This is a genomic window from Amycolatopsis sp. CB00013 (assembly GCF_001905755.1).
GTDB classification, from domain to species: Bacteria; Actinomycetota; Actinomycetes; order Mycobacteriales; family Pseudonocardiaceae; genus Amycolatopsis; species Amycolatopsis japonica.
In genome coordinates, this window is record NZ_LIWC01000005.1 from 93,841 (window position 1) to 114,077 (window position 20,237).

Below are 20,237 nucleotides of genomic sequence, written 5' to 3' on the forward strand. Positions count from 1 at the left end.
CCCACGCCGCAGCAACACCTGATGAGAAAATGACAATTCTCTGCGGAAAGGGACTCCTTTCATGAGTGACACCCTGCGGCCCGCGATGCGTCGTGCTCTCGGCGCGGTCTCCGTTCTCGCCCTCGCCGTTTCCGGCCCCGTCGCGCTCTCCTCGCTCGCGTCCGCGGCGCCCGTCCCGGCGTCGGCGTCGATCTTCGCCTCCGGTGGCGACCTCGCCTCGCCGGAGAAGAAGGAGATCGCGATGCAGATCGTCTCCAGCGCGGAAAACTCTTCCCTGGACTGGAAAGCGCAGTACTCCTACATCGAGGACATCAACGACGGGCGCGGGTACACCGCCGGCATCATCGGGTTCTGTTCCGGCACCGGGGACATGCTGGAACTCGTCGAGCGCTACACGAACTCGGTCCCGGACAACCCGCTCGCGGAATACCTCCCGGCGCTGCGCAAGGTCGACGGCACCGATTCGCACGAAGGGCTCGGCAGCGGTTTCGAAAACGCGTGGCGGGAGGCCGCCGGCCGCGAGGACTTCAAGGCGGCGCAGAACGGCGAACGCGACCGCGTCTATTTCGACCCCGCGGTGAATCAGGCGAAATCGGACGGCCTGGGCGCACTGGGACAATTCATCTACTACGACGCCATCGTGATGCACGGCCCGGGCACCAGCCAGGACAGCTTCGGCGGTATCCGCTCGGCCGCGCTCCAGCAGGCCAAGCCACCCGCGCAGGGTGGTGACGAGACGGCGTACCTCAAGGCGTTCCTCGACGCGCGGCGCGTGGTCATGAAGCAGGAAGAGGCGCACGCGGACACCTCGCGGATCGACACCGCCCAGCTGGTGTGGCTCAACGACGGCAACCTCGACCTGCACACACCGCTCAAGTGGGCGGTCTACGGGGACCCGTACGAGATCGGCTAGCGCGCCGCGACGCATGTCATGAAAGGGTCGTTCAGGACATCTTTCGTCCTGAACGACCCTTTCATGACACACGCGAGGGAGTGAACTATCGAGGGGTAAGGCAAAGGTGGCGTGTTCGTGAGCGAGGCCTCCGCCGGGGTGAAAGCTCCCATCGCCGCGTCCGACGCGGCCAAGGGAGCCTTCGGCCCGGGGCCGTGAGTGGCGATGGTCGTTCTCCGCGGAGACCTTCTACTCCCTGGGGCGGGAAGGGGCTTTCGCAGGATTCCGCCTGTCGAACGTGTCGCGAAAGCCACTTTCGGGACATCAGGCGTCGCGAAAGTGGCTTTCGCGACACGTTCGCCGGCGGCGAGATGGCCGGCGCAGGCGAGTGGTCGGGGCGCCCGCGACCCCGACACCTTTGACTTACCCTCACTAGCCCGCGAGCAGTTCCTCGGCGGTCCGCGTGTTGATCACCCGGTCCGGCTCGATCCCCAGTTCGTTGGCCCTTTCGCAGCCGTAGACCAGCCAGTCCAGCTGACCAGGGGCGTGCGCGTCGCTGTCGATCGCGAAATCGCAGCCGAGGTCGACGGCCAGGTTCAGCAGCCGCGTGGGCGGATCCCGGCGTTCGGGCCGCGAGTTGATCTCGACGGCGACCCCGTTGTCCCGGCAGGCGGTGAACACGGCTTCCGCGTCGAACTCCGACTCGGGCCGCTTCCCGCGGCCTCCCATCACCAGCCGTCCGGTGCAATGCCCCAGCACGCGGACCCGCGGATGCCGCACCGCGGCGATCATCCGCGGCGTCATCTCCTTCGCGGGCATCCGGAGTTTCGAGTGGACACTCGCGACGACGAAGTCCAGCCGCTCCAGCAGTTCTTCCTCCTGATCGAGCGTGCCGTCCAGGTGGATGTCGACCTCGATGCCGTGCAGGATCCGGAACGGCGCCATTGTCTCGTTCAGTTCCGCGACGACGTCCATCTGGCGGCGCAGCCGCTCGGGTGAGAGCCCGTTCGCGACGGTCAGCCGCGGCGAGTGGTCGGTCAGCACCATCCATTCGTGGCCGAGCGCGCGGGCGGCCTCGGCCATCTCCTCGATCGGGCTCCCGCCGTCGGACCAGTCCGAATGGGTGTGGCAGTCGCCGCGCAGTGCCGCCCGCATCGCGCCGCCGTCGGGCAGCTTCGGCTCGCCGATCTTCTCGAAGTACGCGGGACGGCGCCCGGCGAGGACGTCTTCGACGACGGCCGCGGTCGCCTTGCCGATATTCGGCAACGCGGTCAGCGTGCCCGCCTCGGCGCGTTTACGCAGGTCATCCGGCTTGACCTTGGCGATCACCGAGGCCGCCTGCCGGAACGCCCGCACCCGGTAGGTCGGCTCGCCCGCGCGTTCCAGCCGGAACGCGATCTCCCTCAACGCCTGCGCCGGTTCCATGTCTACCTGTCTACCCGGTCAGCGGCGAAGAGGCAGCTCATGCCTTGTGACATCGCGCAATTCGCCGTCGCGGATTTCGGCGGTCTGATACGTGCAGAACGGCTGCCGCCGCCGGTCGGTCGGCGAACCGGGGTTCAGCAGCCGCATCCCGTTCGGCGTGACGGTGTCCCAGGGGATGTGGCTGTGCCCGAACACGAGGACGTCGGTGTCCGGGAAGAGCTCGTCGCAGCGCCGTTCACGGCCCTGTTTGGCGCCGGTTTCGTGGATGACCGCCAGCCGGACGCCGCCGAGGTCCGCCCGCGCGATCTCGGGGAGCCGCGCCCGTAGATCCGCGCCGTCGTTGTTGCCGTGGACGCCGATGAGCCGCCCGCTCCGGGCCTCGAGTTCGTCCAGCAGGGCGACCTCGACCCAATCGCCGGCGTGGACGACGACGTCCGCCGCGTCGACCTCGCGCCAGACCTGCTCCGGCAGCGCCTTCGCACGCAGCGGCAGATGAGTGTCGGCGATGAGCAGCAGCCGCATCAAGCGTCTCCGATGGTTTCGAGGGTCCGCTCCAGGAAATCGCCGATGTGGGTACGCAGCAACCCGGCCGCACCTTCGGCGTCGCCCTTCTTCGCCGCCGCCAGCACCGCCTTGTGCTCGTTCCATTCCTTGCGCCAGCTGGGATTCGCCTCCCAGCCGACCACGCTGATCAACGCGGCGCGGTCCCTGAGGTCGTCGAGCATCGAGACCATCAGCGGGTTGCCACAGCCGCTGTACAGCGCGCGGTGGAACCGGCGGTTGAGCAGGCTGAGCGCGGCGTGATCCTTGTCCGAGAGCGCCGCCGACGCCTCTTTCAGCGCTTCCGCGGCGTCTTCGAGCAGGTCCGGCGAGCGGCGTTCGACCGACCGGCGCACGGCCTCGGGCTCCAGCACCATGCGGACGTCGTACACGGACTTCGCCAGCTCCGCGTCCACCACGCACACCGAAGCGCCCTTGTACGGGCTGAACGTGACGAGTCCCGTGTTCGACAGCACCTTGAGCGCCTCGCGGACCGGCGTCTTCGAGACGCCGAGCCGTGCCGCGAGTTCGGCTTCGACCAGCGGCTGGCCGGGCTTCAACTCCCGGGTGAGGATGCCGCGGCGGATCTCGTCGAGCACCACTTCGGTCCGTGAAGCGGGCAGGCTGAAGGTCGAAGACATGGGCCGATCATATATGAGATGCCATACTCGCGGTCATGAGGAATCCCGAGGAACTCCGCAGCCACCGCTGGTTCGGCGGCGACGAACTGCGCGGCTTCAGCCACCGGGCCCGGAGCAGGCAACTCGGCTACAACCCGGAGGAACACCTCGGGAAACCCGTCATCGCGATCCTCAACACCTGGAGCGACATCAACCCCTGCCACATGCATCTGCGCGAGCGGGCGGAACAGGTCAAACGCGGGGTGTGGCAGGCGGGCGGATTCCCGCTGGAGTTCCCGGTCGCGACGCTGTCCGAGACGTTCCAGAAGCCGACGCCGATGCTTTACCGCAACCTGCTTTCCCTGGAGACCGAAGAGATCCTGCGGTCCTATCCGATCGACGGCGCGGTGCTCATGGGCGGCTGCGACAAGACGACGCCCGCGTTGCTGATGGGCGCGACGAGCGCCGGGCTGCCCGCGATCTTCGTTCCCGCCGGGCCGATGCTGCGCGGGCACTGGCGGAACGAGGTGCTCGGCAGCGGCACCGACATGTGGAAGTACTGGGACGACAAGCGGGCCGGGCTGATCGGCGACGAGGAACTGTCCGAATTGGAGCGTGGGCTGGCCCGTTCTCCCGGAACCTGTATGACGATGGGGACCGCGTCCACGATGATGTCGGTCGCCGAAGTGCTCGGCTTGACCTTGCCCGGAGCCGCGTCGATCCCCGCCGTCGATTCGGCGCACCACCGGATGGCCGCGGCGAGCGGCGCGCGTGCCGTCGAGATGGTGTGGGAGGACCTCACCATCACGAAGATCCTCGACGAGCGCGCATACGCCGACGCGATCACCACCGTGCTGGCGCTCGGCGGCTCCACCAACGCCGTCATCCACCTGATCGCGATGGCCGGACGCGGCCGGATCCCGTTGTCCGTCGACGATTTCGACACGATCGCCCGCCAGGTCCCGGTACTGGCGAACATCCGGCCCGGCGGCGACTGGCTGATGGAGGACTTCTACTACGCCGGCGGGCTTCCCGGTCTGCTCTCCCGGCTGACCGAGCTGCTGCACACCGATCGCGTCACGGTCACCGGCCGGACGCTTGGCGAGAACCTCGCTTCGGCGCGGGTGCACGACGACGACGTCATCCGCACGCGTGACGATCCCGTCGCCGCGGAAGGAGGAGTCGCGGTGCTGCGCGGGAATCTCGCGCCGTCGGGCGCGGTGATCAAGCACATCGCCGCCGAGCCCCGGCTGCTCGTCCACACTGGACCCGCGGTGGTCTTCGACGACTACCGGGACTTGAAGAAGCGCATCAACGACCCCGCGCTCGGCATCACCGAGGATTCGGTCCTGGTGCTGCGCGGATCCGGCCCGCTAGGCGGCCCCGGCATGCCCGAGTACGGGATGCTGCCGCTGCCGGATCACCTGCTGGCCAAGGGGGTCCGCGACATGGTCCGGGTGTCCGACGCCCGGATGAGCGGCACCAGTTACGGCGCCTGCGTGCTGCACGTCGCGCCGGAATCCCATGTGGGCGGTCCGCTCGCGTTCGTCCGCGACGGCGACCCGATCACCTTGGACGTCCCTTCGCGACGGCTGAGCCTCGACGTCGATGATGCGGAATTGCAACGCCGACGGGAGGCCTGGAACCCGCCCGCGCCGCGCTACGAACGTGGTTACGGCGCGTTGTACTCCGAACACATCACGCAAGCTGATGAAGGTTGTGACTTCGATTTTCTCGCGCGGGTGGGCGAAAACCCGGAACCTGACGCCCAGTGACCACCCGACGGAGTGACCCGCTCACCCAACCGGGCGAGTTGCAGGCCCACAAAACGCGCCCCGTATCTTGAACCTACGTCCGGAACATGTGGAAGCCCGGATGTTCGATCACGAAGCCCGGCGCTCGCCGGACCGTGGAGGGTGGAGAGTTGCCGCAGGAACCGCGCTGGCCCGAGTCCCACGCTGAGCAGACGGACATTCTCCCGGTCGTCACGCCCGGGTTCGCGGAGTCTGCCACGCCGCAGGAGCCCACGCCACCGAAACGCCGTCGCAGCTATCGCAAGGCCGCCTTCATCGGCGGCGGCGTGTTCGGCCTCCTGGTCGTCGCGTACGCCCTCGACGTGCTGGTCTCCCAGGGCAGCGTCCCCCGCGGCGTCACCGTCGCCGGGGTCGACGTCGGCGGGATGGACCGCACCGCGGCCGAGAAGGAGCTCCGGGGCGGCATCGAACCGCGGCTGACCCGGCCGGTGAAGATCGTCGCGGGCGACGCCGAGGAGTCGCTGGCGCCGAACAACGCCGGCCTGCGCCTCGACTGGCCCGCCACCCTGGACCAGGCGGGCGATCAGCCGCTGAACCCGTTCACGCGAATCGCGTCGTTCTTCTCGACCACCGAGGTCGGCGTCGTCACCCAGACCGACGACGCCAAGCTCACCGGCGCACTGGAGAACCTGCGCGACAAGGTCGACCGCGACCCCGTCGAAGGCACCGTGCGGTTCGAGGAGGCCAAGCCGGTCGCCGTCGAGCCGAAGACCGGGCAGAAGCTCGACCTCGAAGCCGCCAAGAAGACCATCCTGGAGCGCTGGGCCGGTGGCGAGCCGTTGAACCTCGCCGTCACCCAGACCCCGGTCAAGGTCTCGCCGGAGGCCGTCCACGCCGCCCTCGAGCAAATCGCGAAGCCCGCCGTTTCGGCGCCGATGGTCATCAAGGGCGAGGGCAAGGACGCCGTCGTCAAACCCGAGGACATCGCGGGCGCACTGACCTTCGAGCCCGTCGACGGCGGCGTGCTGAACCCGAAGGTGGACAACAACAAGATCATCGAGGCCGCGGGTCCGCAGCTGAAGTCCACCGAGAAGGAGGGCAAGGACGCGCAGATCGTCTTCGAAGGCGGCAAGCCGACCGTCCAGCCGTCCGAGGACGCCAACGTCGTCGACTGGGAGCCGAGCCTCAAGCCGGTGCTCGACGTGCTCAAGCGCGCCGCACCCCGCGAGCTGCCGGTGACCTACAAGAAGACCCCGGCCAAGGTGACCACCGAGCAGGCGAACCAGCTCGGCATCAAGGAGGTCGTCAGCGAGTTCAAGACCGGCGGGTTCGCCGCGGACTCGGGGACGAACATCCGGGTCGTGGCGCAGAAGGTCAACGGCGCCATCGTGAAGCCGAACGAGACGTTCAGCCTCAACGGGTTCACCGGGCCGCGCGGTGCCGCGCAGGGCTACGTCGAGGCCGGTGTCATCAAGGACGGCGCACCCGGCCGCGAGGTCGGCGGCGGGATCTCGCAGTTCGCGACCACGCTGTACAACGCCTCGTACTTCGCCGGCATGAAGGACACCGAACACAAGGAACACAGCTACTACATCAGCCGCTACCCGGCCGCCCGCGAGGCGACCGTGTTCCAGAACCACAACGGCGGCAGCGTGATCGACCTGAAGTTCACCAACGACGGGGACACCGGCGTCGCGATCCAGACCATCTGGACGCCGTCGGACATCACGATCCGGCTGTGGGGCACCAAGAAGTACACCGTCGAGTCGATCCCGGGCGGCCGCACCAACCCGTCCGACCCGCCGACGAAACCCGGCCCCGCCGAGAACTGCAAGCCCAGCAACGGCGCGCCCGGTTTCACCACGTCGGACACCCGGGTCATCAAGGACGCCGCGAGCGGCCGCGAGATCCGGCGCCACACCCGGAACGTGCACTACAACCCGCAGCCGAAGATCACCTGCGGCACTGAGTAGCCAGGAGGGTTCACCACCCGCGCCCGGAGCGGTACGCTGAGTGACTCACTCGACCGGGCGGGGGTGGTCACCTCGTGGAACCCAAGGCGACCTTCCGGCAGATCCTCGCGGTCGGTGAACTGCGCGCGATCTGGTTCGCGGAACTCCAGTCCATCCTCGGTGACCAGGTGGCCAGGGTCGCCCTGTCGGTGCTGGTGTTCCAGCGCACCGGCTCGGCGACGTGGCCCGCGCTGACGTACGCGCTCACCTATCTCCCCGATCTGATCGGGGGGCCGTTGCTCGGCGGTCTGGCCGACCGGTACCCGCGCCGCGCGGTGATGGTCTGCTCCGACGTCGTCCGGGCGCTCCTGGTCGCGGTGCTCGCCGTCCCCGGTATCCCGTTGCCCGTGCTCGCCGCCGTGCTGGTGGTGGTGCAGCTGGCCAACGCGCCGTTCACGGCCGCGCAGGCCGCGGTCCTCCCGTCGGTGCTCAGCGGGGACCGGTACGTGCTCGGCCAGTCCCTGCTGAAGATCACCAACCAGATCGGTCAGCTCGCCGGGTTCGCGCTGGGCGGCGCGGTGATCGCCGCGATCGGGCCGGGCCGCGGGCTGGCGCTGGACGCGGTGACGTTCGCCGTCTCCGCCATCGTCCTGCGGCTGGGCGTGCGGGCGCGGTCCGCGACGGGCGCGGCAGGCCCCGCGACGTCGACCCTGCGGCGGCTTTCGGCGGGCGCCGGGACGATCTGGCGTGACCGCCGGTTGCGCGCGCTGGTCGGCCTGGCGTGGCTGGCGGGTTTCGTGATCGTGCCGGAAGGGCTCGCCGTGCCCTACGCCGCGGAGATCGGCGGCGGGGCGGTGACCGCGGGCCTGCTGCTCGCGGCGCATCCCGCGGGGATCGTGCTCGGGGTGTTCGTGCTGGGCCGCCTCGTGCGGCCCGAGATCCGGTTGCGCCTGGTCGGCGCGCTGGCGCTCGGCGCTATCGTGCCGCTCGCGGCGTTCTGGTTCCGGCCGTCGCTCCCCTACGCCGCCGGACTGCTCGTGCTGTCCGGGATGTGCGCGGCCTACCAGGTCACCGCGAGCACCACGTTCATGCGGCTGGTACCCGACACCGAACGAGGCCAGGCCTTCGGCCTCGCCGGGTCGGGACTCATCGCCGTGCAGGGAATCGGGCTGATCGCCGGCGGCCTGCTCGTCGGCGTGCTCGGTTCACCGGCGACGACGGTCTCGGTCATCGCACTCGCCGGTCTCGTAGTGGCTGTTCCGGCCACCCGGGCTTGGCGCCACGTGGCCCCACCGCACCCCCTTTAGACCGGAACCCGGTACTCACCAGTTCTGCCCGCGCATAGGGCTCACCCCCTCCGCTTCCCCGTTCCGGTCACGCGTGGTGCACCCACGCCTACCCATACAGCGTAGTGACACCTAGTATCCAACCGATTACGTTCGTCTCCGTGGCGCTAACGAATTGGGCGCTGTGGCGGCTACCCAACCGTGGTTTGATCGGCTTCGTCCTCCTGGTGGACGTCGCGGCGATCGCCGGATCCGCCTGGTCTTTTCTCCGCGTCCCCTTCACCGAGGGCGACGCGCTCCCCTTCGCGATCCTGATCCTCAGCTCCGTGCTCTACACGGAATTGTCGCGTCCGGTGGAGCGAGTGCGGGAACGGTTCGCCGGCACGCCGCACATCTCACTCGACAGCGTGTGGACCTTCGCCGCCGTGCTGCTGGTGCATCCGGCGCTCGCCGCGCTGGTCATCGCCGTGTCGTTCTTCTACCGCTGGTTCCGCGGGCAGCCGAACCCGTTGTTCCGCCGGGTGTTCTCCACCTCGGCGACCGTGCTCTCGGGGTTCGCGGCGGCCGCCTACCTGTCCCGGTACGCGGTGCCGTTCGACGTGCTCCCCCGCGATGCGTCGTCGTTCGGGTCGGTTGTCGCGGCGGGCGGGGTGTTCCTGCTGGTCAACACCGTGCTGATGACGGTCGCGGTGTACTACGGCACGCCGCACGAACGCCTCCGGGACGCGCTGGCGAAGCCGTTCGAGTACGCGCTCGAAGCGGCGACGATCGCGCTCGGCGTCATCGTCGCGTGGGCGCTGCGGGACTGGCCGGTGGTGCTGCTGCTGGTCGTCGGGATCACGCTGGTGCTGCATCGCGGTGTCCTGCTGCGGCAGCTGAAACGGCAGGCGCGCAGCGACGCCAAGACCGGGCTGCTCAACGCGAAGGCGTGGCGTGAGGCCGCGGCCGACGAACTCGACCGCGCGCGGCGCGCGGGACGGCACACCAGCCTGCTGATGGTCGACGTCGACCGGTTCAAACTGATCAACGACCGGCACGGGCATCTGGTCGGCGACCGGTATCTGGCGGCGATCGCGGAAACGCTGCGTACCGAGGTGCGCGGCACGGATCTGGTCGGGCGCTTCGGCGGCGAGGAGTTCGTCGTCCTGCTGCCCGGCACACCCGCCGTGCACGCCCACGCGATCGCGGAACGGATCCGGTCGAGCGTGGCTTCGCGCGCCGGTGACCTGCCCGAGCACGTCACCGTGTCGATCGGGCTCGCCGACCGGCCGGGCGTCGCCGATCTGGACACGGTGATCGCCGTAGCGGACCGGGCGCTCTACGAGGCCAAGAACACCGGGCGGAACCGGACTTCGGGCTACCAGGTGACCGGCTGACCCCCGCGTTTCGTCCTCTGAATGCGATACGCGCTCAGGGAAGGCCGGCGAGGGACTTCTCGAGGGCCTCGTCGGGCAGGGCGTGATCGGAGATGTCGCCCGCCAGGTACGCGCCGTACGCCGGGAGGTCGAGGTGCGCGTGCCCGCACAGCGCGGTCAGTATCACCTTCTCCTCCCCGGTTTCCTTGCACCGCAAAGCTTCCTGGATACACGCGGCGAGCGCGTGCGTCGGCTCGGGCGCGGGGATGATGCCCTCCGTGCGCGCGAACCGCACGCCCGCGGCGAAGCAGTCCTCCTGCCCGATGGCGATCGCGTCGATCAGCCCGAGTTCGTAGATATGCGAGATCAGCGGGGACATCCCGTGATAGCGCAGACCACCGGCGTGGATGGGGTCGGGGATGAAGTCGTGACCGAGCGTGTGCATCTTCAGCAACGGCGTCAGCCCCGCGGTGTCCCCGAAGTCGTACGCGTACTTCCCGCGGGTGAGCGTCGGGCAGGCGGCCGGTTCGACCGCGCGGATCACCGGGTCCATCCGGCCCGCGAGTTTCTCGCGCAGGAACGGGAAGGCGAGGCCGCCGAAGTTGGATCCGCCGCCGGTGCAGCCGACGAGGACGTCCGGGGTGTCCCCGGCCAGCTCGAACTGCTTGAGTGCCTCTTCGCCGATGATCGTCTGGTGCAGCAGCACATGGTTGAGCACGCTGCCGAGCGCGTAGCGGGTGTTCTCCGCCTGCGCCGCCTGCTCGACGGCCTCGCTGATCGCGATGCCGAGGCTCCCGGTCGAGTCCGGGTCGGCGGCCAGGATCGCGCGGCCGGATTCGGTCAGCTCGGACGGGCTCGGGTGCACCGTCGCGCCGAAGGTCTCCATCATCAGCTTGCGATACGGCTTCTGGTCGTAGGAAGCGCGGACCTGCCACACCTCGCACTCGAGCCCGAAGGTGGCCGAGGCGAACGCGAGCGCGCTGCCCCACTGCCCGGCGCCGGTCTCGGTGGTCAGCCTGGTGACGCCCTCCGCCGCGTTGTAGAACGCCTGCGGCACGGCGGTATTGGGCTTGTGCGAGCCGACCGGGCTGACGCCCTCGTACTTGTAGTAGATGCGGGCGGGGGTGCCGAGCGCCTTCTCCAGCCGCCGCGCCCGGAACAGCGGTGACGGACGCCAGAGCCGGTAGACGTCGAGGACCTCTTCCGGGATGTCGATGTACCGCTCGGTGCTGACCTCCTGGGCGATGAGCGCCTGCGGGAACAGCGGCGCGAGATCGTCCGGGCCGACCGGCTCGCGGGTGCCGGGATGCAAGGGCGGTGGCGGCGGCTCCGGCAGATCCGGGACGACGTTGTACCACCTGGTCGGCATGTCCGCTTCGTCGAGGATGTATTTGGTCCGCTCCGCCATTGAGCCTCCTCCGTCCGTCCCTTCAACCTAAAGGGACGGACGGCGCGGCACCAGACATCGCTACTACGGTGTGACCATGGGGAATCTCGTACTGCTCGACGCACCGTCCAATCTCGGGCTGCGCCCGCCCGCCGAAGGCGTGGTCCCCGGCTGTTACAAGGCACCGGGCGCGCTGCGTGACCACGGCCTGCTCACCCGGTTGGGGGCGACCGACGGCGGCGTCGTCACCCCACCGCGTTATCTGCCCGCATGGTCACCCGATGGCGGAGTGCGGAACGCGGCCGGGATCGCGGCGTACACCGAGGCCCTCGCCGCACGTCTCGCGAAGATCCGCGCGGACGGCGGCTTCCCGGTAGTGCTCGGCGGCGACTGCTCGATCGCGCTCGCCGCGATGCTGACGCTGCGTCGCGAAGGCCGCTACGGCATCGTCTACTTCGACGGACACGACGACTTCCGGCATCTCGGCAATTCCGAGTACGTCGCCAACGTGGGTGGCGAGGCCCTCGCCGTCGTCACCGGCCGTGGCCAACCCGAACTGGCCGATGTGGACGGTCTGAAGCCCTACGTCCGCGACGAAAACGTCCTCGTCCTCGGCGTGCGCGCGGAGGAGTCCGCCGAGGCACGGGACGCCGGGCTCCGGATCGTGACCAGCCAGGAGATCATGGCGTCCGGCACCGACGGCGCGCTCGCCGCCGCCCGGGAGATCTTCGCGCCGCTGGACGGTTTCTGGATCCACATCGACATCGACACCCTCGACCCGGAATTCGTGTCCGCCGTGGACAGTCCCGATCCCGGAGGGCTCAGCCCGGACAAGCTCGTCGAGCTGCTCCGGGGCCTGCTCGCGATCCCCGGCGCCGCAGGGCTGGAACTGACCATCTTCGATCCCGACCTCGACCCCGACGGCACGCAGGCCGCCCTAGTGACGGACTGCCTCGTGCGCGCACTGGAAGGACCCCGATGACCAAGGTGACCGTCGCCGACGGCTCGTTCGACGCCCCGCTCTGGCTGCCCGAATCGGGCTCCGGCCCGGGGCTGGTGCTGATCCAGGAGATCTTCGGTCTCGACGACTACCTCAAGTCGGTGGCCGCCGACCTGGCCGCCCTCGGCTACGTCGTCGCGGTGCCCGAACTGTTCTGGCGGATCTCCCCCGGCTGGTCGGCCACGCACGACGAAGCCGGTGTCTCGGCGTCGATGGCCGTCGCCGGCCGGCTGGACCCGGCGAGCGCCGTCACCGACGTGCTCGCGACCCTCGCGACACTGCGCGCACTGCCCGAAACCGGCGGCCGCGCGGGCGTCTTCGGCTTCTGCCTCGGCGGCTCGATGGCCTACGCGGCCGCCGCCGAAGGCGACCCGGACGTCGCGGTCTCGTACTACGGCTCCCGCGTTCCCGAGCAACTTCCGTTGCTGGACAAGATCACTTGCCCGATCCAGTTCCAGTTCGGCGGCGCGGATCCCTACATTCCCGCCGAGGGGGTGAGTCGCCTCGCCGACGCCGTCGCCTCCCACGACGGCGCGGAGATCCACATCCACGAGGGCGCGGGGCACGCGTTCCACAACCACGTGGCGCCGATGTTCCATCAGCCGGAGCCCGCCGCGGCGGCCTGGGCGCTGACGTTGGAGTTCCTGGGGCGGACCTACCCGGCGTGATCCTAGGCCGAACTCAGAAAACGAGATGGAATATGTCGTTGAGCAGTTTCGAAACCGGGATCACCCCGGAAGCGAGCGACAACACCCGGATCGCGGTCCCCTGGATGGGATACGGCTTTTCGCGAGCGAGCTGCTCGGCTTCGAGCAGGACCAGACGCGCTTCGACGTTGTTCCCCCGTTCCAGCAGCTCCCGGATCTCCTGATTCAATCTGATCAACTTGAGTCTCACGGTATTGGCGAACGTCCTCGCCACGCCGAGCCGGAGCGTGGACACCAGCAGCATGTTCAGCACGGTACCGCCGAGTGCGACGAAGACCAGGATCCCGGTGATGGTGTTCCTGACCAACGGGATCGCCTCCGGATCACGCAGGATGTAGATGAGCGCGATGACCGAACAGATGAAGGAGATCGAGGAGACATAGGCGATGGCGATGATGCGGCCGATCGGGCGCCAGCCGTGGTCCCGGTCCACGCGGGCGGGAACGTGCCGGAAGACCATCAAACCCGGAGCCGTGCGGAAGATCTTGGACAGGTGGTAGTAAAGGTAGGCCTGACAGCAGGCGAAGTACGTTCCGAGGGATCCGACCACGGTCCATGAGATCGCCATACCGGGGTTTCTTTCCCAAGAGGCCCACCAGCTGTCACGGAATCCGTCGCGAACGGCGCCGCTCGGCCGCGCATCGCCCTGTATCGAGGCCATGGCCTTGAACAAGTGGTTGTTTTCGACGACCCAGAGATAGAAACATGTTCCCACGGTGAAGACCAACGCCAGCAGCAGAAGTTGCCAGCGAAGCCGGACCCTGAGCCAGCGCCCGATGCGCTCGTAGTGCACCTTCATCGGCTCACGCTCGAGCTGATCGGCCGCGAACAGGCTGCGTTCTCCGTGTGAGAGCTGGATATCGAGAGACCTGAGCCTGCGCACGAGCAGCACGTAGTTGATCACGGCCACTTCCGAAGTGATCCCGAGTGCGATGCTGGGGATATCGGCGCTGAAAGGCAGCCTGACGCAGGCGACTCCGCTCGCGTCAGGGCCGAAAAGGGTCAGCCGGAGGATCCGGCCGAACCCGCAGCCCGCCGCGGCGAAGTCTCCGGACAGGATCGTCGACGCCGTCATGTAGAGCATGATGACGGGGAGGACCATGACGATTCCGACTTCCCACGCCAGGCGCGACGGCCGCGAGGGTCTTTTCCCGTTCACGACAGCGCCGTCCCGAACAGCACGGCCAAGGTCTCGCGAGGACGCTCCACATGCGGGAAATGAGCGGAGTCACCGACAAGGACCGTTTTCGCACTTTCGCAGATCGCGGCCAAGCGCACCATGTCACGGGGCGGAACCAATTTGTCCTCGACACCGAAGGCCGCGTGGATGGGACAGCTGATCTCCGACCAGTGCTGATCGGGGTCGTAGTCGAGGCCGTTCTGCGCGGCGAGGACGAACTGATCCGGCCGCATCCCCTTGACCAGCGACTTGCGAAAGCTCTTGCCGATCCCCCAGGGATGAGCGAGGAAACCGTTGAGCGCCAGCGGGAGCAGACCGATCGCGCTGCCGACCTTGACCATGCGCAGCCCCGGCCTTCCCAGCGCGGCCAGCACGCTTTGCATCCAGTACGCGATGGCGACCTTTTTCAGGAGAACGAGGCTTCGCAACGGGTTCTGCACCGTTTCGATCACGGAGAAGTACGCTCCCGCCACCAGATGGACGGACCTGATCCGGTCGTCACCCCGGCCTGCCATGTCCAGCACCAGGAACCCGCCCATCGAGTGCCCGACCAGACGGCAAGAGTGATAGCCGCAATCGGCGACCAGTTCCATCAGTACCCGGCCCACCTCACCGCTTTCCAGATCGGACTTGCGGTTCTGGGATTCCCCGAATCCCGGTAGGTCGACGAGGATGACGTCGCCAAGGTCGACACCGTCTTTCTCGGCTTGCCGCAAAAGCGGCGTCCAGGTCGACCAATCGTTGGCCACCCCGTGCACGAACAGTGTCACTTGAGTACCGGATCTCGCCTCCTCGGCGGTTCGCACATAGTGCAATTCCCCGAACGTGGTGGAGGCGGCGCCGCGAACCAGACCGAGGCATTCCGGCTCCAGTTCCAGTTCGAACGGGAAATAGCCGTCCCGGTTTTTCATCCGACCTCCATGCTCGGCGCCTGCCGGGAGAGTCGCCTCGAAGGTGCGTTCCGCAACCCGCGAAGAAGATCGAGGCTTCCACGGTTACCGACTTGTGACCCTCACGGTCGGTGACGGCGGCGTTCCCGGGCGCTGATGGACGGGCGGCGTCGGCGTCCACCGGAATATGTCGGTGCCTCCCGGTAGTTTCCCCACCATGGCCACATTGGTGAGTTTTCACGCCCACCCCGACGACGAGTGCATCGTCGCGGGAGGCGTCATGCGCAAGGCCTTCGAGGAAGGTCACCGTGTCGTGCTCGTCGTCGCGACCAGGGGGGAGGTCGGCGAGGTGCCGGACGGGTTCCTCGACGACGGAGAGGAGTTGTGGCAGCGCCGCGTGCAGGAGACGCACGCATCCGCCGAGGTCCTGGGGGCCAAGCGTGTGGAGTTCCTGGGGTACACCGATTCCGGCATGATGGGCGAGCCGCGCAACGACGTGCCCGGCACGTTCTGGCAGGCCGACGTCGAGGAGGCCGCGCAGCGGCTGGCCGCGATCCTGCGCGAGGAGCAGGCCGACGTCCTGACCGTCTACGACGACAACGGCGGCTACGGGCATCCGGACCACATCCAGGTGCACCGCGTCGGGATGCGCGCGGCCGAGCTGGCGGGCACGCCGCGGGTCTACGAGGCGACGAGCAACAGTGACGAGATGCGCCGCGGCATGGAGGAGGCGGTGCGGACCGGGCAGATGAAGGCCGAAGACCTTCCCGATTTCGAGGACGGTTCCGAATTCGGCAAGCCGGAGGCGATCCTGACGGCGAGGGTCGACGTCACCGCGTACCTGCCTGCCAAGCGGGCCGCGATGCGCGCGCACGCCAGTCAGATCAGCGAGGACTCGTTCTTCCTGGCGATGCCCGACGAGGCTTTCGCGCAGGCGTTCGGCGTCGAGTGGTTCATCCGTGCCGGGCAGGGGCCGGGCATCACGGAGACCGACCTCATGGCGGGTCTCTGACCGACAGGCATGCGGTACTGGACCTTCACACCTTCCCAGTACATGAAGGCCCCCATCCTTGCGCCTAGGTACAGGAAGGGGGCCTTCATGTACCTCAGCTTCAGGCGGTGGCGGCGGTGACGTCGAGTTCGACGAGCTGCCCGGGATAGCCGAGCTGCGCGACGCCGAGCAGGGTGCTCGCGGTGGTGAAGGCCTCCCCGATCGCCGACTCGACGAACCGGTCCCACACCGCCGAGAGGACGTCCGCGTCCGGCGTCACCACGTAGATCACCGTGCGCACGACGTCCGCCGGGGTCGCCTTGGCGAAGGCGAGCGCGGCGGCGGTGTTCGCGACGACCTGGTCGACCTGGGCGAGCACGTCGCCTTCGACGACCTTGCCGTCTTCGGCGAGCGGGCATTGGCCGGCGAGGTGGACGTCCCTCCGGCCTTCGACGATGGTCACGTGGTGGTAGGTGGGAGTGGGGTGCAGACCGGGCGGATGGTGGCGTTCAATGGTCACGAGCCGCATCCTCACCGAGGCGGTCGCGACGGGACAACCGGATTTCACGGGGGAGCCATGCGCAGGACGATCGACTGGACCGGTGACGCGGTCACGATCATCGACCAGACCGTTCTACCCGCCGAGTACCGCGTGCTCGAATTGCGCACGGTCGGCGAACTAGTCGCCGCCATCCAGCGGCTCGCGGTACGCGGGGCGCCGGCGCTCGGCGCGGCGGGGGCGCTCGGCGTCGTGCTCGCCACCCGCGCGCAGGGCGACGTCGAGGCCGAGGCGCGCCGTGTCGCGCAGGCGCGGCCGACGGCGGTCAACCTGAGCTGGGGCGTTTCCCGCGCCCTCGCGAAGCTCCCGGAGGGGTCGGAAGCCGTTCTCGCCGAAGCCCTGGCGATCCTCGACGAGGACGAGCGCATCAACCACGAGGCCTCCCGGCTGGCGGCCGACGTGGTGATCGAGCATTGCGGGCGGCGGCCGTTGCGGCTGTTGAGCCATTGCAACGCCGGGCACCTCGCGACGGTCGCCTGGGGCAGCGCGCTCGGCGTCGTCTGGCATCTGCAGGCCCGCGGCCTGGTCGAGTCCGTGCTCGTCGACGAGACCCGGCCGCTGCTGCAAGGTGCCCGCCTGACCGCTTGGGAACTGGCCGAAGCCGGTGTCCCGTACCGGATCCAGCCCGACGGCGCGGCCGCCGCGGCGATGAGCCGGGGCCTGGTCGACTGCGTCCTCGTCGGCGCCGACCGGATCGCCGCCAACGGCGACGTCGCCAACAAGATCGGTACCTACGGCCTGGCGATCGCGGCGAAGCACCACGGAATCCCGTTCGTCGTCGTCGCCCCATCGTCCACTGTGGACACCGCGATGCCGGACGGCGCCGGGATCGTGATCGAGGAACGCGATCCCGGCGAGATCCTGGCCTTCGGCGGCACGAAGGTCGCGCCCGAAGGCGCGGAAGTGTTCAACCCCGCCTTCGACGTGACGCCGCACGGGCTGATCACCGCGGTGGTGACCGAGCACGGAATCCTGAACCCTTAGAAGGATTCCAGGCAGGACGGCTCGCGGTCGGTTGCGAACGCCGCCGTCGCCCGCGAAACCGCGCCGGCGGTCCGCTCCTTGATCCGGCCCGCGGCGGCCAAGGTGCTCGGCCTGGTCCCGCCGAGGAAGATGGCGCCGAGGTCGGTGACGTCCAGTTCGAGATCCGGCGCGTCCTCCACGCGCGTCACTTCCGCGTGGCCGTCGGCGTCGGTGACGAGCCGCCAGTTCCCGGCGTTCCACGGGCAGAAGGCGTCGCGTACACCGAACACCAGGTCCACCGGGCCGTTGTAGCGCCGGGTGACGAGGGCTCGATCGACGTCGACGATGCGCAGCCACAGGGAATCGCCGCCGGACCGGGTCATGGCACGCGGGTTGGCGAGCAGATGAACGAGCGGTTCGTCGAGAGCGGCCAACACCTCCACCGTGACGACGAGGTCGTAGTCGAGCAGGAAGCGGTACAGCGTCGCGTACGCCTCCGGCGTGGTCGCGACCAGTTCCTGCACGCTCAGGATCCCTCGCGGGCCCTCTTCGTTCCAGTCGTTCTTCACCCGGTAGATCACGTAGCCGTCGGGCAGGACGGCGAACCTCAGCGCGGTCGCGCCGTTCCTCCGCCGTTCCGGGTCGTCGAGGTTGAACTCCCACGTCGCCCCTGGCCGGTCCAGCGCGCCGACCCGTTGGGGCGCTTCCTTTTCGTAGATCGCCTTGATCAGCGGGATCGCCTGCTCGCGGCCGATTTCGCGCACCCGCTCGGTTTCGAGTTCGACACCGGGCCGGAACGCGGATTTCGCGCGGATCTTCGCGCGGTAGAACTGCGCCGCGAGCCCGTATCCGAAGCGGGGATAGATGACGGCCTCGGACGCCCACAACGCGGCGATCGGTTCGCGGCCCTCGTCGTGCAGGCCGTGCAGCTGCGCCCGCATGACCCGGGTGAGCGCGCCCCGCCGCCGATGCCCCGGCGCGACGCCGACCGACGTGATCGCCGCGAACGGCGTCGGCCCCGCACCGGGAACGGTGATCTTCCGAGTGAGGATCTCCCCCATCCCGATCAGCTCGTCGCCTTCGAAGACGCCGTGTGAACGCTCGGGTTCGAACACCAGCCCTTCGCGGTATTGGAACCCTTCCGAAGGGTCGGCGAGAAAAGCACGCGCCAGCATGTCCGAAAGTGCGGGCAGGTCGTCGGTGGTCAGGGTGCGGAGGGTCAAGCCGTCATCGCTCACCCTGTTCGTACTACGCCCCTTCACCGACGACCGCCACGCCTTTTTCGAAGCAAGCATCAAAGGGCGGCGTTCAGGGCCTCGGCCCGATCACCTCACCCTTTTCCATCACCTCGATGGCCATCGCGGGGCAGGAATCCGCCGCGTCGAGCACCGTCTCGTCCGGATCCACCTCCCCCTTGACCACCGTCGCCACGGCGCCTTCGAGTTCGAAGACCTCCGGCATCAGCGCCGCGCACATCCCCGAGCCGATGCACGTGTTGCCATCGACCTCGACTTTCCAGCTCATGCTCACCATCCGATCGGCATGGAGCGGGGGCCCCGCACCAGCATCTGGGTCTTCCACACGATATCGCCGTCGAGGTGCAGCCCGGGGAGGTCTCGCAGCAGCGCCTTCAGTGCCTCCTGCAGTTCGAGCCTGGCCAGCGGAGCGCCGAGGCAGTGGTGCACGCCGTGCCCGAAACCGAGGTGGGGATTGGCTTCCCTGCCGAATTCGAGGGTTTCCGCCGACGTGAACTGGAGCCCGTCCCGGTTGGCGGCGCCGATCGCGACCATCACCGGCTCGCCCTCCTTCACCAGTACGTCACCCACTTGGATGTCTTCGGTGGCGTAGCGGGCGAAGCCGGCTCCGGCCCCCAGCGGGACGAACCGCAGCAGTTCCTCCACCGCGGCCGGGATCAGGTCCAGGTCCGCGCGCAGACGGGCGAGCTGCTCCGGCTGTTCGAGCAGGGCGTAGACGAAGTTGGGGATCTGGCTGGCGGTGGTCTCGTGCCCGGCGATCAGGATGCCGATGCACATGTCGACCAGTTCCAGCTCGCTCAGCCGGTCGCGGACGTCGCGCGCCTCGATCAGCGCGGTCATCAGATCGTCCTGCGGCTCGGCGCGATGCTGCTCGACGAGCACGTGCATGTACGCCCGCAGCTCGTCCTGGTTGGCCATCATCTCTTCGGTGGTCAGCGGGCTGGTGGACAACGCGGCGTCGCTCCACACGCGGAACTTCGGCCGGTCCTCGACGGGGACGCCGAGCAGTTCGCAGATCACCGCGACCGGGATCGGCAGCGCGTAGTCCTCGACCAGATCCGCGGGCTGTCCCTTGGCCTTCATGTCCTCGATCAGACCGACCGCCAGCTCGGCGACGCGCGGACGCAGCAGTTCGACGCGGCGCATGGTGAACGCCTTCGCGACCAGCGTGCGTAAGCGGGTGTGATCCGGCGGGTCCATGCTCAGGATCCCGCCGGGGCGCCTGCCGGGCGCCATCCGCGGCTCGTCCTTCTCCGCCGCCATCGCCCGGGAGAACCGACGGTCGCCCAGCACGAAACGGGCGTCGGCGTACCGGGTGGCGAGCCACGCCGGCTCACCGTGCGGGAGCCGGACGCGGAGCATGCCCTTGGTGGCGCGTGCCGCCGCGTACGCCTCGTTGAGTTCGAGGCCGGCGTCCTCGTTGAAGGGATAGGCGACGAATTCGGTGTCTGTGGTGGTCATTTGTCCGGAAACCCCCCGG

19 protein-coding genes are annotated in these 20,237 nt (G+C 68.6%); 9 read left to right on the plus strand and 10 right to left on the minus strand.

Features of this window, described 5'->3' with window-relative positions:
• Window positions 1–61: 61 nt before the first annotated feature.
• Window positions 62–913: a chitosanase gene (locus AMK34_RS30745; protein WP_073847680.1), complete on the plus strand. Its 852-nt coding sequence runs from the start codon at window positions 62–64 to the stop codon at window positions 911–913.
• Between the two features lie 411 nt (window positions 914–1,324).
• Here AMK34_RS30745 and AMK34_RS30750 read toward each other — a convergent pair whose 3' ends face one another.
• From AMK34_RS30750 to AMK34_RS30760, 3 genes are read right to left on the minus strand one after another with little or no spacing between them, the layout of a single operon-like run.
• The gene (locus AMK34_RS30750; RefSeq protein ID WP_073847681.1) at window positions 1,325–2,317 is read right to left on the minus strand and encodes a PHP domain-containing protein; all 993 of its coding nucleotides are present in this window, start codon (window positions 2,315–2,317) and stop codon (window positions 1,325–1,327) included.
• An 18-nt stretch (window positions 2,318–2,335) separates the two neighbouring features.
• A complete protein-coding gene (locus AMK34_RS30755; RefSeq protein WP_073847682.1) occupies window positions 2,336–2,839 on the minus strand; it encodes a metallophosphoesterase family protein in 504 nt (167 codons plus the stop codon).
• Complete coding sequence (locus AMK34_RS30760) at window positions 2,839–3,498, minus strand: GntR family transcriptional regulator (RefSeq protein WP_038517715.1); 660 nt, start codon at window positions 3,496–3,498, stop codon at window positions 2,839–2,841. The genes AMK34_RS30755 and AMK34_RS30760 overlap by 1 nt, the downstream gene beginning before the upstream one ends.
• Window positions 3,499–3,533: 35 nt before the next feature.
• On the opposite strand from AMK34_RS30760, the gene araD reads away from it, so the two are divergent.
• The 4 genes from araD (at window position 3,534) to AMK34_RS30780 (ending at window position 9,845) form a co-directional block, all read left to right on the plus strand.
• Entirely contained in the window at window positions 3,534–5,252 is a 1,719-nt protein-coding gene (gene araD, locus AMK34_RS30765; RefSeq protein ID WP_073847683.1) for an L-arabinonate dehydratase, read from the plus strand.
• Window positions 5,253–5,401: 149 nt separating this feature from the next.
• On the plus strand, window positions 5,402–7,204 hold the full coding sequence (locus AMK34_RS30770) for a VanW family protein (protein ID WP_073847992.1): 1,803 nt from the start codon (window positions 5,402–5,404) through the stop codon (window positions 7,202–7,204).
• Window positions 7,205–7,278: 74 nt separating this feature from the next.
• Entirely contained in the window at window positions 7,279–8,490 is a 1,212-nt protein-coding gene (locus AMK34_RS30775) for an MFS transporter (protein ID WP_073847684.1), read from the plus strand.
• 140 nt (window positions 8,491–8,630) lie between these two features.
• Window positions 8,631–9,845: a GGDEF domain-containing protein gene (locus tag AMK34_RS30780; RefSeq protein WP_241832900.1), complete on the plus strand. Its 1,215-nt coding sequence runs from the start codon at window positions 8,631–8,633 to the stop codon at window positions 9,843–9,845.
• Between the two features lie 34 nt (window positions 9,846–9,879).
• On the opposite strand, the gene AMK34_RS30785 is transcribed toward AMK34_RS30780, so the two are convergent.
• Window positions 9,880–11,232, minus strand: coding sequence for a TrpB-like pyridoxal phosphate-dependent enzyme (locus tag AMK34_RS30785; protein WP_038517725.1), 1,353 nt, complete (start codon window positions 11,230–11,232; stop codon window positions 9,880–9,882).
• Window positions 11,233–11,308: 76 nt separating this feature from the next.
• Here AMK34_RS30785 and AMK34_RS30790 point away from each other — a divergent pair, with 76 nt between their 5' ends.
• Together AMK34_RS30790 and AMK34_RS30795 are read left to right on the plus strand one after the other, a co-directional pair.
• Window positions 11,309–12,193 carry an arginase family protein gene (locus AMK34_RS30790; RefSeq protein ID WP_073847993.1) on the plus strand — a complete coding sequence of 295 codons (885 nt, stop codon included), beginning with the start codon at window positions 11,309–11,311 and terminating at the stop codon, window positions 12,191–12,193.
• Window positions 12,190–12,879, plus strand: coding sequence for a dienelactone hydrolase family protein (locus tag AMK34_RS30795; protein ID WP_038517728.1), 690 nt, complete (start codon window positions 12,190–12,192; stop codon window positions 12,877–12,879). Before AMK34_RS30790 ends, AMK34_RS30795 begins: the two co-directional genes overlap by 4 nt.
• A gap of 13 nt (window positions 12,880–12,892) precedes the next feature.
• Here AMK34_RS30795 and AMK34_RS30800 read toward each other — a convergent pair whose 3' ends face one another.
• A complete protein-coding gene (locus tag AMK34_RS30800) occupies window positions 12,893–14,020 on the minus strand; it encodes a hypothetical protein (RefSeq protein WP_038517731.1) in 1,128 nt (375 codons plus the stop codon).
• A gap of 53 nt (window positions 14,021–14,073) precedes the next feature.
• Entirely contained in the window at window positions 14,074–15,009 is a 936-nt protein-coding gene (locus AMK34_RS30805) for an alpha/beta fold hydrolase (RefSeq protein WP_073847686.1), read from the minus strand.
• A 196-nt stretch (window positions 15,010–15,205) separates the two neighbouring features.
• On the opposite strand from AMK34_RS30805, the gene AMK34_RS30810 reads away from it, so the two are divergent.
• Window positions 15,206–16,000: a PIG-L family deacetylase gene (locus AMK34_RS30810; protein ID WP_038517736.1), complete on the plus strand. Its 795-nt coding sequence runs from the start codon at window positions 15,206–15,208 to the stop codon at window positions 15,998–16,000.
• A 100-nt stretch (window positions 16,001–16,100) separates the two neighbouring features.
• On the opposite strand, the gene AMK34_RS30815 is transcribed toward AMK34_RS30810, so the two are convergent.
• Window positions 16,101–16,499 carry a RidA family protein gene (locus AMK34_RS30815; protein WP_038524161.1) on the minus strand — a complete coding sequence of 133 codons (399 nt, stop codon included), beginning with the start codon at window positions 16,497–16,499 and terminating at the stop codon, window positions 16,101–16,103.
• 57 nt (window positions 16,500–16,556) lie between these two features.
• On the opposite strand from AMK34_RS30815, the gene mtnA reads away from it, so the two are divergent.
• Window positions 16,557–17,522 (plus strand): S-methyl-5-thioribose-1-phosphate isomerase, encoded by a 966-nt coding sequence (gene mtnA / locus AMK34_RS30820; RefSeq protein WP_073847687.1) that lies wholly within the window; start codon window positions 16,557–16,559, stop codon window positions 17,520–17,522.
• Here the strand turns inward: mtnA and AMK34_RS30825 are convergent.
• From AMK34_RS30825 to AMK34_RS30835, 3 genes are all read right to left on the minus strand, one after another.
• The gene (locus tag AMK34_RS30825) at window positions 17,519–18,724 is read right to left on the minus strand and encodes a GNAT family N-acetyltransferase (protein ID WP_228694634.1); all 1,206 of its coding nucleotides are present in this window, start codon (window positions 18,722–18,724) and stop codon (window positions 17,519–17,521) included. The genes mtnA and AMK34_RS30825 overlap by 4 nt on opposite strands.
• 85 nt (window positions 18,725–18,809) lie before the next feature.
• Complete coding sequence (locus AMK34_RS30830) at window positions 18,810–19,025, minus strand: ferredoxin (RefSeq protein ID WP_083650048.1); 216 nt, start codon at window positions 19,023–19,025, stop codon at window positions 18,810–18,812.
• A gap of 2 nt (window positions 19,026–19,027) precedes the next feature.
• Window positions 19,028–20,218: a cytochrome P450 gene (locus AMK34_RS30835; RefSeq protein WP_073847688.1), complete on the minus strand. Its 1,191-nt coding sequence runs from the start codon at window positions 20,216–20,218 to the stop codon at window positions 19,028–19,030.
• Window positions 20,219–20,237: the final 19 nt, after the last annotated feature.